This window comes from Sorangium sp. So ce124, assembly GCF_051525235.1.
GTDB classification, from domain to species: domain Bacteria; phylum Myxococcota_A; class Polyangia; order Polyangiales; family Polyangiaceae; genus Sorangium; species Sorangium atrum.
This window is the reverse complement of record NZ_CP150312.1, coordinates 2,368,267-2,384,831: the sequence shown is the minus strand read 5'-3', so window position 1 is coordinate 2,384,831 and position 16,565 is coordinate 2,368,267. Positions and strand designations below refer to the sequence as shown.

The following is a 16,565-nucleotide window of genomic DNA, read 5'->3' as shown; positions in this document are numbered from 1 at the left end:
CTACCCTCGGCAACACGTCCCGCATGCGCAGGGCCATGTCATACCACGACTTGGGCACACCGCAGACCTGTCCGAGCGGTCAGGCGTACCGCGTACGCTGCCGAGGCACTTGCCGGCGGCGCGTCGCCGTTCAGGCGGCCTGCTGCGCCCCCTCGGACCCCCCGCCAGCGCCCCCTTGCTGCTCCCTGGCGGCATCTGCGAACAGGAACTGCAGCGCCCCCGGCGCGCGCCGGCGCCACGCGTCCTCGCAGTGGGTCCCGTCCTTGTCCGGGCAGAAGAGCAGCTCGGCATCGCCGTAGCCCGGTGGCGCAGGTGCTCCACGAGGTGCGCGGCGTCGCGCAGCACCGAGCCGTCGTCCTCCTGCGCGCCGGCGTCGATATACAGCCGCGAGCTCGCCGGGACGGCCTGGGAGGCGATGAAATCGAAGATCTTCCGCTCCGCGAACCAGAGCGACGGCGACATGCAGAGCGCGGCCCCGAGCACGTCAGGGCGGCGGAAATGAGCGTAGAGCGCCGCGAGGCCCCCCATGGACGAGCCGCCGATCGCCGTACCGGCCGGGTCGCGACGCACCGCGAAGCGCTCCCGCACGGCCGGCACGATCTCGGAGGTGATCCAGCCGAGGAAGTCGTCGAGCCTCCCATCGCTGCCGTCGCCCGGGAACGGCGACAGCTCGGTCAGCCGCTCGCTCCCGCCGTGATCGATCCCCACGAGGACGGGCGCCGCGAGGCCTCGGCCCGAGAGATCGCGCACCGCCTGGTGCAGGTGCCAGCCGCCGCTGTAGGACGGGTCGTCGTGAAAGACGTTCTGCCCATCGAACAGGAAGAGCACAGGCGACGGCCCGGCGTTCCCCCCCTCGCTGGGCAGGTAGACGCGGACGTTGCGCTCCCCCTGGAAGCCGGGGATTCGATAAGGACCGAGGAGATAGATGATGTGTTCCGCCATGAGAGCTTCGAGGCGGACGAATGGCGCAGCTCGTTTGCCGTGAGGACACCATCGTTCCGCCGTCCGAAGCCCAAAGCAATCGCCGGGCCGCCCTCGCCTGCCGCTCTCCGGCCGCAGTGCGCAGCGCAGCGCGGTCCTCTCCGGCCCAGACCGCGCCGCGTCGCCATGGCAGAACGCCTCACGCGTGACACGCTGCTGCGAGCAAGCGGCCGCCGCCGCGGGTGCCCGGCCTAATTGCAGCTCGCCTCGGAGGCGCCGCCGAACACCGTGGTCCAGTAGGACCCGTAGGTCCCGCCCCCGGTCGCCCGCCCGATGCCGATGACCTTGTAGGCGGAGCCGAGCATGTTCTTGTTGTGGCCGTCCGAGTTCTTCCACTGAGTGAACGTCGCCTGCGCCGCCGAGTTGCCAGCGGCGATGTTCTCGGCCATGGCGGTGCCCCCGCAGCCGAGCTCGTAGCAGGCGTTGCACATGCGGGTCCAGGGCGTCCGGCCGTCGAGGCTCGTGTGCGAGAAGTAATTTTGATCGCGCATGTCCTCGCTGTGCCCCTGAGCAGCGCGGCTCATCGAGGTGCAGGCCGAGAGCGCGCCAAGGCCGTTCTGCGCGCGATACTCGTTGATGATGGTGAGGAACGCCTGCTCCTCGGTGTCGAGCGGAGTCGTGCTGGGCCCGGCGCCGCTGCACATCTGGCAGGCGCCGCAGTCGCTCGAGCAGCTCGAGCAGTCCTCGCCCGCGCCGCAAACCCCGTTGCCGCAGACCTCACCGCTCGTCGAGCCGCCCGCGCCTCCCGTGCCGCTCGTCGAGCCGCCCGCGCCTCCCGTGCCGCTCGTCGAGCCGCCCGCCCCGCCCGCGCCTCCCGCACCGCTCGTCGAGCCTCCCGCACCGCTCGTCGAGCCTCCCGCGCCTCCCGCGCCGCTCGTCGAGCCGCCCGCGCCGCTGCCCGGCGTCGAGGGGCCGCACGCCGACTGCACGTAAAGCCGCTTCGCGGTCCTCCTGCACGGATCGCCAGAGAATGTCGCGTTGCTCGCCCGCACGGTACAGCTCGCCTTTCCGAGACACGCGCGCTCCACGACGGCCTTCGACGTCGGCGCGTTGCACGCGGTGGCCGCGTAGCCGCCGCAGACCCCGCGCGGCCTGCCATAACTCGCGAACTGGATCGCGGTGATGACCTCGCCAGCAGGACAGGAGAGCTCGACGTCCGCCCCCTCCGACGCGGTATCGCAGACCGCCCCCGCGAGCGGCGCGGACTGGTCGTCCGACAGCTCCGCCGACGGCTCCTCGCCGACCTCGGACGAGGCGAGGCAGCCGACGGCAGAACAGCCAGCGATGAAGGCGAGGACAAGCGTCCTGTGCAAAGCGCTCATGTGCATGCTCCTTGGTTCTCTAAGCCCGTCTGAGCTCGACCCATCCCTGCGTCGCGGCGCGCGCCGGCATGTACGCCGGGGCACACGACACCTCGACGGGCCACCCCAGTACAGCGTTGTTCAGGGGGCGGAGTAGCGCACAGCGCGATCCCACGCAGCGCAGCGCCTCCCTTCGATTCGCTCACACCACGGTGTCACCTGGCCGCTGGCATGTCCAGATACGAAACACGCGGGCGCGCATGATTTGCCGTCGAATCGCTGGATCTTTTCAAGGCCCGTGAAAACGATCTTCGCGACGCTCGGCGACACAGGATTTATTCACGCTGGTGTGAGACATGGCCCCAGCAGAACACACCATCTGCCTTGGTCCGAAGGGTGGGTGTCCGTGCTCCGACGGCTGACCGCGATCGACAGCGCGGCTGAGCGGCAGCGTCATGCGAGCCTCGAACGGCCGGGCTCGTGCATCGATGTGCTCCCCGGGGAGCGGCGGCCGCATGTCAGCAGCATGTCAATCGAACGCCCATGACATTCCGCGCGACTCCCCCGCTCCTCGCCACACCGCCACGCCGCGCAGCTCGCCTGAGGACCCTCGCCCGCTGACGGCCGCGGCAGAGCTCGTCCCTGCGTCACACGCGGGGTGGTGGATGTGGCCTCCCGCCGCACGCGCGCGCCGCCTCCCCCGCGCGGCGCGGCAGCCGTCGCGCTCGTGAAAAGGCGCCCCGACGGCCTGACGACCCGACGACCTGACGCCCTTACAACGGCGGCGCGGCGACCCCGCAGCACGGCCGCTCGACAGCGAACCGCGAGGCAGCACCCGCGGCGGCTCCTGTGCTATGACCGCAAAACATGCGCCTCAAGGACCGCGTTGTCTTCATCACAGGAGCTTCCCGCGGGATCGGCCGAGCCGTCGCCCTCGCCTGCGCGCGGGAAGGCGCCGATATCGTCGTCGCCGCGAAGACGGAGGTCGCCGAGAACCCCCGCCTCCCGGGCACGATCCACGACGTCGCCCGCGAGGTCGAGCAGCTCGGCCGCCGCGCGCTGCCCATCAAGCTCGATGTCCGCGACGACGAGGCCTGCAGGAGCGCCGTCGCCACCGCCGTCGAGCGCCTCGGGCGCATCGACGCGCTCATCAACAACGCGGGCGCGCTCTGGTGGGCCGACGTCGTGGACACACCCATGAAGAAGTTCGACCTCATCATGGGCATCAACGTGCGCGCGTCGTTCGCCCTCTCGCAGGCCGTCCTCCCCCAGATGATCGCGCAAAAATACGGCCACATCATCATGATGTCGCCCCCCGTCGACGCCGAGGCCTGCGCCCACCACGGGGCCTATGCGGTCTCCAAATTCGGCATGACGATGATCGCCGACGCCATCGCCGGCGAGTACGCGGAGCACAACATCACGGCCCACGCCCTCTGGCCCGCGACCGCGATCGAGAGCTTCGCCACGATCAACTTCGGCCTCGGCGGCCCGGAGCTCTGGCGCAAGGCGGATATCCTCGCCGACGCGACGCTCGCGCTGCTCTCGCGCGAGCCGTCGGCCCGGCGCGGCAAGGCGTGGATCGACGAGGCGCTGCTCCGCGAGGAGGGCGTCACCGACTTCTCGAAGTACCAGTGCGTGCCAGGCGTGGAGCCGCCGCACTTCCCCTTCACCGCGATCCCCAAGGCCACGGCCACCAAATCATGAGGCGCGATCCGTGACCCGCGAGGACGACAAGAAGACGCGCCCCGCCGCCGGCGGCGGCATCGATCCCGGGCCAGAGCTCGCCGCGGTCTTCGACGACCTGGAGACGCTGCTCAAGAACGGCGACGTGATCGAGGCGCTCACGGCGCGCGGGATCAACGCGAGCCTCGCGCTGCTCGCCGCCGACGCGCTCCGCGCCTACCTTGCGGGCCGCAAGGCCGACGCGGCGGAGGACTTCTCGACCGTCGCGGAGGAGATCCGCGGCCGGCTCGCCGCGAGCGCCGAGGCGCAGGGGCCGGACGACGGATCGCCAGGGGAGCCGTCGCGCTCGAACGGGAGGGGCTGAATGGGCACGAGCTTCGAAGCAGAGCAGACACCGAGGCCAGGCGACGGCGCGCGGCCGGCGCCGCCCTGGGAGCCGGCCGCGGCCCTCTCCGGCGCCGACTACTCGGCCGTCGAGCTCGCGCAGGGCGACGACCGCGTGTTCCTCCTCGAGCAGCGCGAGCTGCCCGAGCGCGAGCGCTACCTCACCGTGACCGACTCCGCCGGCGTCGCCGAGGCGATCCGGACCATGGCGGTCCGCGGCGCCCCGGCCATCGGCATCGCCGCGGCGTACGGGATGGCGCTCGCCGCGCGCGCCGCCCGCGACGAGGGCGCCTCCAGCTACGTCGCCGCCATGCGGGCGGCCGGGGAGCACCTCGCCTCCGCCCGGCCCACCGCCGTGAACCTCGGGTGGGCGGTGCGGCGCGCGATCGCCGCGGCCCTGCAGAACGCCGGGCGCCGCGGCGAGGAGCGCGCGCGGGAGCTCGCCGAGCTCGCCCGCGAGATCCACCGGGAAGACGTCGCCGCCTGCCACCAGATGGGCCGCGCCGGCGCGGCGCGCCTGCCGGAGTCGGGCACGGTCCTCACCCACTGCAACGCGGGCGCGCTCGCGACCGGCGGCTACGGCACGGCGCTCGGCGTGATCCGCGCCGCCATCGAGGAGGGCAAGTCGCTCCGCGTGCTCGCGTGCGAGACCCGCCCGTACCTCCAGGGCGCCCGCCTCACCGCCTGGGAGCTCCAGCGGGACGGCATCCCGGTCGAGGTGATCTCCGACTCGATGGCCGCGTGGTTCATGCAGAAGGGCGAGGTCGGCGCCGTCGTCGTCGGCGCCGACCGCATCGCGCGGAACGGCGACGTCGCGAACAAGATCGGGACCTACGGCCTCGCCTGCCTCGCGCGCCACCACGGCATCCCGTTCTACGTGGCCGCCCCGTGGAGCACGATCGACCTCGCCACCGAGAGCGGTGCGTCGATCCCCATCGAGGAGCGGAGCCGCGACGAGCTCGCCGTCGTCGGCGGTCGCCGCGTCGTCCCGCCCGGCGTGCCCGTCCGGCACCCGGCCTTCGACGTCACCCCCGCGGAGCTCGTCACGGCCGTCTTCACCGAGCGCGGCAAGCTGACGACGCGCGAGATCAGCCGCTCCGTGCCGCCGGCGCCGCCGGCCGGCTAGCGCCGGCCGGCTCTAGTACCGCGCGCCAGAGGGCGGCGGAGCCGGCGCGCGCCCTCCCCCTCGCGCTCCCCCGCCGTATGGGCTAAGGACACCCCTGATGGCGCAGTTCTCGCCCAAACCTGAATGGCTCAAGGTCCGCGCTCCCGGGGGGGACACGTACCACCACCTCAAGGAGACGTTCCGCAAGCTCGATCTCCACACGGTCTGCGAGGAGGCGCGCTGCCCGAACGTCGGCGAGTGCTGGCGCGAGGGGACCGCGACGGTGATGCTCCTCGGCGACGTGTGCACGCGCGGCTGCCGCTTCTGCGCTGTCACGACGGGCGATCCGCGCGGCGCGGTCGACGTGCGGGAGCCGGAGCACGTGGCCCGCGCCATCGCCCGGCTCTCGCTCCAGTACGTCGTGATGACGATGGTCAACCGCGACGACCTGCTCGACGGCGGCGCCGAGCACGTCGCCCGCACGGTGAGCCGCCTGCACGCGCTCCGGCCCGACCTGCTCATCGAGACGCTGGTCGGCGACTTCCAGGGCCACATGAGCGCCGTCGACATGGTGGTCGACGCCGGGCCCGACGTCTTCGCCCACAACGTGGAGGTCGTCCGCCGCATCACGCGCGTCATCCGCGACGTCCGGTCGAGCTACGACCAGTCGCTCGCCGTGCTCCGGCGCGCGAAGGAGCGCCAGCGGCGCCTCGCCGCCGACGCCGCGGAGGCCGCGGGCGGCAGCGCCCCCGCGCCGCGGCGGCTCACCAAGAGCTCGATCATGGTCGGCATCGGCGAGACCGACGACGAGGTGCTGGAGGCGCTCCGCGACCTGCGGGCGGCCGGGGTCGACATCGTGACGATCGGCCAGTACCTCCGCCCCTCCTCGAAGCACGCGCCCGTGCAGCGCTTCGTCGAGCCGGAGACGTTCGCCGCGTTCGAGCGCGCGGCGCTCGAGATGGGCTTCCTCTACGCCGCCAGCGCGCCGCTCGTTCGCTCGAGCTACAAGGCGGCCGAGGTCTTCGTCCGCAGCCTGATGGACCGCGGCGGCGCGCCGCTCCCCGCCGCCGCCTCGGGCGCCCCAGCCGGCGAGGATCCCGCCGGCGCGGCGGCCGTCGAGGCGCTCCTCGAGGAGCGCCTCGCCGTGGCGCGCCGCGAGGCCGCCCGCCTCACCGCAGAGCTCGACCCCGACGAGCCCCATCCGCCCGGCGTCCCAGCGACGGCGTCGGCCGGCACCGCGCGCCTCGTCCCGGCAGCCTCCCTAGTCCGCCGCTAGAGCGGCGCCCACCCGAGCGGCTCCCCCCCGAGCGGCGGCCACCCGCACAGGAGACGGGCCCAGATCGGCGTTTTCGGCGCGCAAGCGCACTCCAGTGCGCTGAGCACCGAAAACGCCGAGATGGGCCCGTATCCGAAGCGGGTGGCCGCCGCTCGCGCCAAGCGCCTTGACGCTTACCGGCGTTTGGCCGAGCGTATTGCTCGGCAGGAGGGTCCAACACCACGATGTCCGCTCCCATCAACAGGCGCCTCGGCGGCATCGCTCCCGGCGTCTCGCGCCTCGGCTCGGAGTCGCCCCGCGTGCGCGTGGCGTCGATCCTGGCCCAGGCGGCGAGGGCCTACAGCGCGCGCCCTCCGATCGAAGACATCACGATGCCCACCGGCTTCGATCCCGCCGCGGTGGCGCTCTTCGAGACGATCATCGAGGCCGCGTTCCTCGTCGCGAACGCCGACGGCCACTTCGACGACGACGAGCGCGGGCGCTTCCAGGCGATCGTCGCCGGCGCGTGCCAGAACCTCGTCCACGAGAAGCAGCTCGAGGCGCTCCTCGCCGATCTCGGCGAGATGCTGGCCGAGGACGGGCTGGAGAAGCGCATCAGCATGGTCGCCCGCACGATCGCGCGGACCGAGCACCAGCGCGAGGTGCTCCGCGTGGCGGCCTCCATGGCGCACGCCTCCGGCGGCGTGAGCGCGCAGGAGCACGGCGTGCTCGAGCAGCTCGCGCGCGGGTTCAAGCTCGACGCGGCCGCCGTCGACGAGGCCCTCGCGCAGGCAGCCGAGCCCGTGAACGTCTAGCGTGGACATCAGCGCCGCCGCGTACGGCGGGAGACGCGCATCAGGGAGCGCGCGGGTTCGAGCTCGCCGCGGCGAGTCAAACCCCGGGCGAGATCGCTGCGCCGAGTCAACGTCACATCAACGTCACGCGTAAAGCGAATGAGCGTGCGCCGCGTCTGGGCACTGGTCTCGGGCAGCGCCTTTGGTTAGTGTCCCGCGAACCGATGAGCACCGCGACGTACTCCACCGACCGCCCGCCGAACGTCTCAGGGGCAAGCCTCGAGCCGCAGGCTGCCGTCGCGCGGCACCCGCTCGATACGTGTGCCGACGACGTGATCAAGGTCCTGCGCGACGACGGCTCGCTCGACCCCGCGCACGATCCGAAGCTCGAGCCATCGGAGGTCATCGCCCTCTACAAGGCCATGGTGCGCACGCGCCTGCTCGACGAGCGGCTCGTGGCGCTGCAGCGCCAGGGGCGCATCGGGTTCCACATCGGCTCGCTCGGCGAGGAGGCCACCGTCCTCGGCAGCGTGTCCGCGACGCGGCCCCAGGACTGGGTGTTCCCCTGCTACCGCGAGTTCGGGGCGGCGCTCTGGCGAGGGCTGCCGCTCCAGCGGTACATCGACAACATGTTCGGCAACGCGAACGACACGGTGAAGGGGCGGCAGATGCCGGACCACTACACCTACCGCGAGGGCCACTTCGGCTCGGTGAGCTCGCCCATCGGCACGCAGATCACCCAGGCCGTCGGCTTTGCGTGGGCCGCGAAGCTGAAGCGCGACGAGCTCGTCACGCTGGCCTACTTCGGCGACGGCGCGACGAGCTCGTCGGATTTCCACAGCGCCCTGAACTTCGCCGGCGTGTTCAAGGTGCCGGTCCTCTTCCTCTGCCGGAACAACGGCTGGGCGATCAGCGTGCCGACCGAGCGCCAGACGTCGAGCAACACGTTTGCGAGCAAGGGCGTCGCGTACGGCGTCCCCGGGGTGCGGGTCGACGGCAACGACGTGTTCGCCGTCGTGAAGGTGACGCGCGACGCGATCGCGCGCGCCTCGCGCGGCGAGGGCGCGACGCTCATCGAGGCGATGACGTACCGCCTGTCGGGCCATTCGACGAGCGACGATCCCAAGGCGTACCGCCCCGACGCGTGGCTCGATCCGTGGCGCCGGCTCGATCCGATCGCGCGGCTCCGTCGGCACGTCGAGCGCACCCAGGGCTGGACGGACGCGCAGGATCGCGAGATCGAGGCGGCGGTCGACGCCGAGGTCAAGGCCTGCATCGCTGTCTCGGAGAAGGTCCCGCCGCCGTCGCTCGACTCGATGTTCGAGGACGTCTATGCGGAGCCGCCCTGGCACCTCGTGGAGCAGCGGGAGCAGCTCAAGGCGGGCCCGAGGCCCAAGGGCCACGGCGGCCACTAGGCAGCGCGGACGGCGGCGTCGGCGTGGCGGCTCGCCGGACGGCGGCGCGGCGGCGCGGCGGGGGTGGCGCCGCTGCCCGCGATCGGCGAGGACCCCCGGGGGGCCGGGGCGCCGGTGAGGTTGTACCCCCACCTGTTGGCCGAGAGACGGAGACGAAGAGCATGCCTCAGATGAACATGGTCCAGGCGATCAACGACGCGCTACGCCACGAGATGCGGCGGGACTCGCGGGTCGTCGTGCTCGGCGAGGATGTCGGCAAGGTCGGCGGCGTGTTCCGCGTGACCCAGGGCCTGTTCGACGAGTTCGGGGACGACCGGGTGATCGACACGCCGCTCTCGGAGAACGGGATCGTGGGGACGGCCATCGGGATGGCGCTCTACGGGCTCGTGCCGATCCCGGAGATCCAGTTCGCCGACTTCATCTATCCCGCGTACGACCAGATCGTGTCCGAGCTGGCGAAGTACCGCTACCGCTCGGGGGGCGAGTACCCGTCCAAGCTGGTCATCCGGACGCCGTTCGGCGGCGGCATCCGCGGCGGGCACTACCACTCGCAGTCGCCCGAGGCGCAGTTCGTCCACGTGGCGGGCCTGAAGGTCGTGTGCCCGTCGAACCCGGCCGACGCGAAGGGGCTCCTGCTCTCGTCGATCCGGGACCCGGATCCGGTGCTGTTCTTCGAGCCGAAGCGCATCTACCGCGCCGCGAAGGGCGACGTCCCCGAGGGCGAGTACACGGTCCCGCTCGGCCAGGCGAAGGTGGTCCGGCCGGGCTGGCACGTGACGCTCGTGGTCTGGGGCGCGATGCTCTACGAGGCGCTCGACGCGGCGAACCAGGCGGCCGCGCAGGGCGTCGAGTGCGAGGTGATCGACCTGCGCACGCTGTGGCCGCTCGACATCGACACGGTGATCGAGTCGGTGAAGCGGACGGGCCGGTTCATCGTGGTGCACGAGGCGCCGAAGAGCTGCGGCCTCGGGGCGGAGCTCGTCTCGCTGGTCAACGAGAAGGCGTTCCTCCACCTGGAGGCGCCGCCGCTCCGGGTCACGGGCTTCGACACCCCGTTCCCGTACACCCTCGAGAACGAGTATCTGCCTCTGTCCCATCGTATCCTTCCGGCGATCCTCGAGACGGCGAGGTACTGACGCATGGGCAAGTACGAGTTCAGGCTTCCGGACATCGGCGAGGGCGTCACCGAGGGCGAGATCGTGACCTGGCTGGTGTCGCCGGGCGACATGGTCGCCGAGGACCAGCCGATGGTCGAGGTGATGACCGACAAGGCGACGGTGACGATCACGTCGCCGCGCACGGGCCGGATCGTGGAGACGCGGGGCAAGGTGGGCGGGGTCGTCCCTGTCCACTCGGTGCTCGTCGTGTTCGACCTCGACGACCGGCCTGCGGCGGCGCCGCCCGCGTCGGGGGCGGGGGTGCGAAATGACGCCGCGAAGGCCGGGGCTGCGGAGCCCGCGGCGACGGCGGTCGGCGACATCCGGGAGGACCTCCCGGGGATGAACCTGGTGGCGCCGGCGCGGTCCGCGTGGGCGAACGGCAGCGTCGGCGCGGGCGCGCGCGGTGCGGCTTACTTCAACGAGAAGCCGCTCGCGACGCCCGCGACGCGCAAGCTGGCGCGCGACCTCGGGGTCGACCTGCGGCGCGTGCCGCCGACCGGCCCGGCGGGCCGCGTGACGAAGGACGACGTGCGGGCGCTGGAGGCGCCCGAGGCGGAGACCGCGGCGGCCCCGGCGCTGCCCGAAGCGGCGCCGAGGCGGGCGGCAGACGCGGCGGAGCGCGCGGCGGCGGCGCTCGGCCGGCTGGACGAGGAGCAGGGGCGCGGGGCGGCCCGGCCCGAGGCGGAGCGCGGCCGGGGGTTGCCCTCGGCGCCGGGCGACGAGCGCATCCCGCTGCGGGGCGTGCGCAAGCGGATCTTCGACGCGATGTCGCGGTCGAAGCACACGGCGGCGCACTTCACCTTCGTCGAGGAGTGCGACGTCTCCGCGCTGAAGGAGCGCCGCGCGCGCCTGCGCCCGCTGGCCGAGAAGGCGGGCGTCAAGCTGACCTTCCTGCCCTTCTTCGTGAAGGCCGTGGTCGCGGCGCTCAAGAAGCACCCGACGTTGAACAGCGCGTTCGACGAGGCGACGCAGGAGATCGTCGTCAAGAAGAGCTATCATATCGGCATCGCGTCCGCGACCGAAGCCGGGCTCATCGTGCCGGTGGTGCGCGACGCGGATCGGCGGAGCGTGCTGGAGATCGCGCAGGAGATCTCGCGGCTCGGCGAGGACACGAAGTCGGGGCGGGTGAAGCCGGAGGATCTCGGCGGCTCGACGTTCACGATCACGTCGCTCGGCCAGCAAGGGGGGCTGTTCGCGACGCCGATACTGAACTTCCCCGAGGTCGCGATCCTGGGTATCCACCAGATGAAGCAGAAGCCGGTGGTGCGCGACGGGCAGATCGTGATCGGCGAGGTGATGCTGGTGTCGCTGTCGTTCGACCACCGGATCATCGATGGTCACGTGGGGGCGGCGTTCGCCTACGAGATCATCGGGTACCTGGAGGATCCCGATCGGCTGTTTTTGGAGATGAGCTGAGCAGAAGCCCGGCTGCCGGGCTGGTGCCGCTCAGGCTCGTCCCTGGTCGCGCGTGAGGTCGTGCCGAGCTGCCTGGCATCGCGCGCTGGCCTCTCTACCGTCCGGGTGCCCTACCGGGATCTCCCGGAGCACGCCGATACTACCGAGCGAGCTCGGCTCAAGACGAAGACGCGGTGACCACCAAGCTGCGCGCCGCCATCCAGACGCCCGTGCTGCTTGCAAAGGGGCGAAGGGCTTCGCTCAGCGCCCGCTCGAACGCGGGCTTGAGCGAGGGGTCCGTGTCCGCCATGAAACGGGCCGATGGCCCAATTTGCATCGAGTACTCCACGGCCTCGGCGATGTCTCGCGCCGCTCCCAGTTGAATCATCGTCTCGCGGGGTTCGATGTTCACGCGCTTGAAACCCGCGGCGCCGAGCACCTGCTGAACGAACGCGGGAGCGGAAAAGTAAAACGGACCAGGCTGGCCGGGTTGCAGCAGCGCGGGCGTCGGATGATCGGGCGAGACGCTGCGCGCCGCCATGAGCGGCACGTGAGCCCAGTCATTGCGCTCCAGCTCTTGCCAGCACACGAAAGCCAGGCGCCCGCTCGGTCGCAGGCTCTCACGCATCTCGCGGAAAGCCGCGACGGCATCTGGGAAGAACATCACGCCGAAGCGTGAGTAGATGGCATCGAACGGCACCTCAAAGGTCTGACGTGCTGCGTCTCCCAGGATGATCTCGACGTTGCCGAGGCCCGCTTGCGCGACGCGCCCGCGCGCAGCCGTCACCATCGGCTCCGATATGTCGACCCCGACGACCGTTCCCGTCGCTCCCACGCGGACCGCGAGTTCGATGCAGCTCTGGCCCGCGCCACAACCCACGTCGAGCACCCGCTCACCCGCTTCGAGCTGCAAGCGATCCAGCGCCGGGCGCCCGAGGGGCTCCAGCTGCGCGTCAGTCTGCGCCTGCAACTTCACCCACGCTTGCCCGCTCGATTCTCGCCATGCGTCTTGAGCTTGCATCACGCCGTCCCTCTGCCGCAGAGGATATGCGCCTCGGCCGGCCGACCGCAAGCCGGCTCAGCGCGGCAGCCATGCGTTCGCGTGGAGATGCCCTGTGGCACGTCGAAGACGTGGGCGGACGGAAGGATCCCTTGTCGCGCGGGGCCGGAACCGGCAACATCGCGCGCCGTGATCGCGATTCCCAAGACCCTCGAGGACGCGCTGCGCGACCGGTTCGTCGTGCCCTTCGTCGGCGCCGGCGTGTCCATGGCCGCGCTGGACCGGAACGGGAAGCGGATGTTCCCCAGCTGGGGAGACCTGCTCCTCGGGGCAGCCGCGCGCCTCCGCGAGGACGGCAAGAGGCCCGAGGCCAACGTCGTGGAAGGGCTGCTGGAGAAGCGGATGCCCGACTACTTCGAGGCGGCCCGGCACGCGCGCGAGGGCATGGGGCCGGGCTGGTACCGCTACCTCCGCCAGGTGCTGGATCCGCCGGGCAATCGCATCGACACCGGATCTCTGTCGCTCGCGCGCGCCGTCTGGGACCCGTCCCTGTTCTCGCGCCACCCGAAATCGACCTCGGAGTTCTTTCGCCGCAAGTACTGGGCCTGGGATTTCCTGCCTGCGTATCGCCTCCAGCTCGTCTGGCAGTCATCGGACAGCACCTCGCGGAGCGTGGTCCTCGAGGTGGTGTCAGACACGGGCTTCACGCGCAGCGGGAGTGATGAGCCGGATCCGACGCGCTTCGGCGGCGCGCGCGCGGCGGGCTCCGAGCTGCAGATCAACCTGATGCGCTCCTCCGTTCGGAACCTGCCGTGGAACCAGATCTGGTCGTCCTTGAGCGGACAGGAGGACACCATCTACGACGGAAACGATCACGAGATCGACGCCGGCGGGCGCCCGTGCGCCTACCGCTACCTCCGCGTCGATCTGGGCGCTGCGCTGGACAAGGAGGCGTTCAGCGAGCGCGTCATCGCCCCTGTCAGCGCCTGGCTCGCTCGGTGATCGAGAGCCTCGGACGAGCGCGCCCCGCGCTGGCGTGCCGGCTGCGCCAGGCTGCATGGAGGAGAGACACCCCGCGGACCACGTGGCTCCCGGTGCAAGGACCGCTTCAATTCCGTCGAGGTCTTCGAACGTCGCGGGAGGGGTGAACCGTGGGCCGTCGCGATCATGAACGAATCGAGCAGGAGCCGACGGGCGCAGCGGACAAGGTGGCCGAGGTGCTTGCTCGGTTGTACCGCGCAGCCGATCGATGGCCGAGAGTGAACCCGCAGGAACTCCGGCATCTCGAGCGGCTGGTCGCTCGCCTTCCTCCCGATGACCGCTCGCACGTGCTACTCCGAGCATTCGTTGCGCCGCCTGCCAATGCGTACCTCGCGCAGCAGTACGCGGGAGAGTTGCTCAAGCGGCTCCGCCCGCCGTGCTCCGGTCCGCTCACAGACCTGCTGCGCAGTGTTTTGCCCAAGTGGAACCGGTCAGTAGAGCAGCTCCCCTGGTACCTTGCCGACGTCTTCGGTTCGAAGGCGATCGTCAAAAGCCTCGACGAAATCGATCGTTGCGACATGGTCGATCGCGTGCAAACTGCTACAGTGCGTTACTGGCTCAAGGGCCTCGACCATGGCGCGCGACGTGGCTAACAACCCGTTGCAACGGCGCATCGAACAACTTCTCAAGGAGGACGAGTGCCTCGCCTCTTGCGAGCTCGGCTTAACTGAGGTTGGGCAAGCCCTCACCTTCCGGTTCGGGGTCGTCAACTGGCGCGGCGCCTCGGAGCTCAGCGCACCATGGTGAAGAAGTTGAGCTTGTTACCGTCCAGGTCGCGGAAATACCCTCCGTAGAAGCTCTGTCCGCGCGGCCCCGGCGCGCCCTCGTCCTTGCCGCCAAGCTCCACGGCCTTCTTGTGGAGCGCGTCCACCTTGGCTGGGCTATCGACGGCGAGCGCGACCATCACGCCGTTGCCGACCGTGGCCGGCTGGCCGTCAAAGGGCAGGGCGACGCCGAGCGCGGGCGCGTTCGGCTTCACCGCCCAGATGATCATCCGCTCGGATTGCATGAGCCGCGTCGCGCCCAGCTCGCCCAGCAAGGCGTCGTAGAAACGGGCGGCACGCTCCAGATGGTTCGTGCCCAGCGTGACATAGCCGATCATGGATCTCTCCGTTCGTTTGAATGGTTCGTCTTCGTTGGCCCCGGCGTGCTCATCCGCGCTCCAGCTTCTTGCCGCCCGCCGCGACGGCGGCCTCCTTCGCTGCTCCGGAGCTGTACATGAGGGCGGCGGTGCCGTGGGAGAAAATCCAAACGCTTCGGAACCGTCAAGCCCCGACTGCCGGACCTGGCGACCGCGCGGTGACGCTCGCGCTCGCCGCTGTGGCCTGCTATCACGCGGGCCACAGCGGCTTCGTTCACCTGCGGGCCATGGCTGCGGACCACGGCGCGGCGCCTGCGCCCGTGCGCATATCGGCGCGGGTTCGCGGCGCTCTGGCTGGGCTCGACCGCAGAGCTAGGCGAGGAGGGGCGGCACGCCGTTGGGTGCTGGGCCGGGCGCCGCCGCGCCGGGCGGCGCAGCGCCGGGCGCCGCCGGTGCAGCCAGGCTTCGCGGCACCACCGGAGGCGCGGCGCCCGGCGATGCCGGCGCCGTCGGACCAGCCGTGGCGGCGTCCTCCGGGGCTGCGGCGGTATCGCTCGAGGACGCGGAGCGACCGCCGCGGCCCTTGTACAGCGACGGCGCGATCGTGTCGGCGTCACCCTCGTTCCAGCGGAGATAGGCGACGGCCCTGCGTGTCTGATCGTAGGCGTGCACGAGCAGCGAAAACGCGCGCGCTCGCTTGTCCGCCGCCTCGGTGGGCCCAGGCCCCTTGCCGTGCTCCCTCACGCCGAGGGCGGCGAGGAGCTGCGGCCCGATCTCTCCGGCGCGGCGCACCTCCTCCTCGGTCGCCGCCGTCTTTCCGGCGATCTCCGGCCAGCTCCCGCTGAACAGCGCCGAGAGCGCCACGAGATCGTTGGCCGTATCGATGTGCCCCTGCCCTGCGCGGATCTCCGCGACCGTCTCCGCGTCGAGCAGGCCGCGGCGGGCCAGCGCCTCGGCGTCGCTCAGCAGGTTCTCGCGGAGCGGGACGGCCTCTTCGAGGAGCGGTTTCAGCGCGTTCTCCGCGCCTTCGCTGGACAGCCACAGGAGGTGCGCGTACCACGCGGCGAGCGCGTATGTCTCGAGCCGGTCGAGCAGCGCGACATCATGCTTGTGGAGGTGCTCGGCGACGGCGGGGCGCAGCGCGAGGAGGCCGGGCAGCACGCCCAGCACCTGGGAGACGACCCGCGGGATATCGAGGTTGATGGTGATGAGCCGATCCGCGCTCAGCGCCTCTATCTCGCGGAAGGCGTTGTCGAACGCCTTCGCCGCCTGGAGCGGGGTCGCGGGCTTCTTGGGAGCTGCCTTTTTCTTGTTCGAGAACGGTCTGGCCATGAGGGGATTACCTCTCGTTGATGTCCGTCGCGGAGCGGCGAAAGAATGGATACGCCATGCCCCCTACCCCCCGCGCTGGATGTGATGTGAACGCCCAGCGCACGCCGGACGTTCCGGCAGGGGTAATCATGCCCGCTTTCGTGTCAATTCATCAGCCGGACGATTTTCAGAGCGCGTGCCCCTCAACGTCGTAATCTTGCTCAAGGGCATCCATGCCTGCGAGTCGAAGGGGGGCTGTCCTATCGTCGTCTCGCGCGCCTGGTGTCCCGCGGGACGGGCGGTGTACGGGACCTGGATGATGGAAAGTTACAGGCTCGGGCAGTCCGGTTGCGCGAGGGCTGCTCGGCTGCCTGCCCATAACCGGATCCGGTTCCCCGAGGGCTGCTCAGCTGCCCGCCTGTAACCGGATCCGGTTCCCCGAGGGCTGCCCAGCTGCCTGCCCGTAACCGGATCCGGTTTCCCGAGGGCTGCCCAGCTGCCTGCCCGTAACCGGATCCGGTTTCCCGGGGCTGCCCAGCTGCCTGCCCGTAACCGGATCCGGTTTCTCGAGGCTGCCCAGCTGCTTGCCCGTAACCGGATCCGGTTGCCGGAAGCCTGGTCGGCTTTCCGGCCGCAGCCATCCCCGGTTGCCGGGG

The 16,565-nt window shown here is 71.0% G+C and carries 15 protein-coding genes; 10 read left to right on the top strand and 5 right to left on the bottom strand.

Going from position 1 to position 16,565, the window contains the following annotated elements; genetic code table 11:
- Together WMF19_RS09075 and WMF19_RS09070 are read right to left on the bottom strand one after the other, a co-directional pair.
- Positions 1 to 942, bottom strand: coding sequence for an alpha/beta hydrolase (locus WMF19_RS09075; protein WP_437898719.1), 942 nt, complete (start codon positions 940 to 942; stop codon positions 1 to 3).
- Between the two features lie 230 nt (positions 943 to 1,172).
- On the bottom strand, positions 1,173 to 2,303 hold the full coding sequence (locus tag WMF19_RS09070; protein WP_437898718.1) for a CAP domain-containing protein: 1,131 nt from the start codon (positions 2,301 to 2,303) through the stop codon (positions 1,173 to 1,175).
- Positions 2,304 to 3,149: 846 nt separating this feature from the next.
- Here WMF19_RS09070 and WMF19_RS09065 point away from each other — a divergent pair.
- From WMF19_RS09065 to WMF19_RS09030, 8 genes are all read left to right on the top strand, one after another.
- The gene (locus tag WMF19_RS09065; protein WP_437800165.1) at positions 3,150 to 3,989 is read left to right on the top strand and encodes an SDR family oxidoreductase; all 840 of its coding nucleotides are present in this window, start codon (positions 3,150 to 3,152) and stop codon (positions 3,987 to 3,989) included.
- Positions 3,990 to 3,999: 10 nt separating this feature from the next.
- Entirely contained in the window at positions 4,000 to 4,332 is a 333-nt protein-coding gene (locus WMF19_RS09060) for a hypothetical protein (protein ID WP_272101253.1), read from the top strand.
- A complete protein-coding gene (mtnA, locus tag WMF19_RS09055) occupies positions 4,333 to 5,478 on the top strand; it encodes an S-methyl-5-thioribose-1-phosphate isomerase (RefSeq protein WP_437898717.1) in 1,146 nt (381 codons plus the stop codon). It begins immediately after the preceding gene.
- A gap of 97 nt (positions 5,479 to 5,575) precedes the next feature.
- Positions 5,576 to 6,733: a lipoyl synthase gene (gene lipA / locus WMF19_RS09050; protein WP_437898716.1), complete on the top strand. Its 1,158-nt coding sequence runs from the start codon at positions 5,576 to 5,578 to the stop codon at positions 6,731 to 6,733.
- A 224-nt stretch (positions 6,734 to 6,957) separates the two neighbouring features.
- Positions 6,958 to 7,527: a tellurite resistance TerB family protein gene (locus WMF19_RS09045; RefSeq protein ID WP_437898715.1), complete on the top strand. Its 570-nt coding sequence runs from the start codon at positions 6,958 to 6,960 to the stop codon at positions 7,525 to 7,527.
- A 203-nt stretch (positions 7,528 to 7,730) separates the two neighbouring features.
- Positions 7,731 to 8,921: a thiamine pyrophosphate-dependent dehydrogenase E1 component subunit alpha gene (locus WMF19_RS09040; RefSeq protein WP_437328337.1), complete on the top strand. Its 1,191-nt coding sequence runs from the start codon at positions 7,731 to 7,733 to the stop codon at positions 8,919 to 8,921.
- Positions 8,922 to 9,082: 161 nt separating this feature from the next.
- A complete protein-coding gene (locus WMF19_RS09035; RefSeq protein ID WP_272101248.1) occupies positions 9,083 to 10,057 on the top strand; it encodes an alpha-ketoacid dehydrogenase subunit beta in 975 nt (324 codons plus the stop codon).
- Positions 10,058 to 10,060: 3 nt separating this feature from the next.
- Positions 10,061 to 11,497 carry a dihydrolipoamide acetyltransferase family protein gene (locus tag WMF19_RS09030; protein ID WP_437898714.1) on the top strand — a complete coding sequence of 479 codons (1,437 nt, stop codon included), beginning with the start codon at positions 10,061 to 10,063 and terminating at the stop codon, positions 11,495 to 11,497.
- Positions 11,498 to 11,654: 157 nt separating this feature from the next.
- Here WMF19_RS09030 and WMF19_RS09025 read toward each other — a convergent pair whose 3' ends face one another.
- Positions 11,655 to 12,452, bottom strand: a complete 798-nt coding sequence (locus WMF19_RS09025) for a class I SAM-dependent methyltransferase (RefSeq protein WP_437898713.1) — start codon at positions 12,450 to 12,452, stop codon at positions 11,655 to 11,657.
- Positions 12,453 to 12,665: 213 nt separating this feature from the next.
- Between WMF19_RS09025 and WMF19_RS09020 the strand changes: the two genes are divergently transcribed.
- Both WMF19_RS09020 and WMF19_RS09015 read left to right on the top strand, forming a co-directional pair.
- Positions 12,666 to 13,478: a hypothetical protein gene (locus WMF19_RS09020; protein ID WP_437898712.1), complete on the top strand. Its 813-nt coding sequence runs from the start codon at positions 12,666 to 12,668 to the stop codon at positions 13,476 to 13,478.
- 149 nt (positions 13,479 to 13,627) lie between these two features.
- The gene (locus WMF19_RS09015; protein ID WP_437898711.1) at positions 13,628 to 14,110 is read left to right on the top strand and encodes a hypothetical protein; all 483 of its coding nucleotides are present in this window, start codon (positions 13,628 to 13,630) and stop codon (positions 14,108 to 14,110) included.
- Between the two features lie 137 nt (positions 14,111 to 14,247).
- Here the strand turns inward: WMF19_RS09015 and WMF19_RS09010 are convergent, their stop codons facing one another.
- Both WMF19_RS09010 and WMF19_RS09005 read right to left on the bottom strand, forming a co-directional pair.
- Positions 14,248 to 14,619 carry a VOC family protein gene (locus WMF19_RS09010; RefSeq protein ID WP_437898710.1) on the bottom strand — a complete coding sequence of 124 codons (372 nt, stop codon included), beginning with the start codon at positions 14,617 to 14,619 and terminating at the stop codon, positions 14,248 to 14,250.
- 351 nt (positions 14,620 to 14,970) lie between these two features.
- A complete protein-coding gene (locus tag WMF19_RS09005; protein ID WP_437898709.1) occupies positions 14,971 to 15,930 on the bottom strand; it encodes a hypothetical protein in 960 nt (319 codons plus the stop codon).
- Positions 15,931 to 16,565 lie beyond the last annotated feature (635 nt).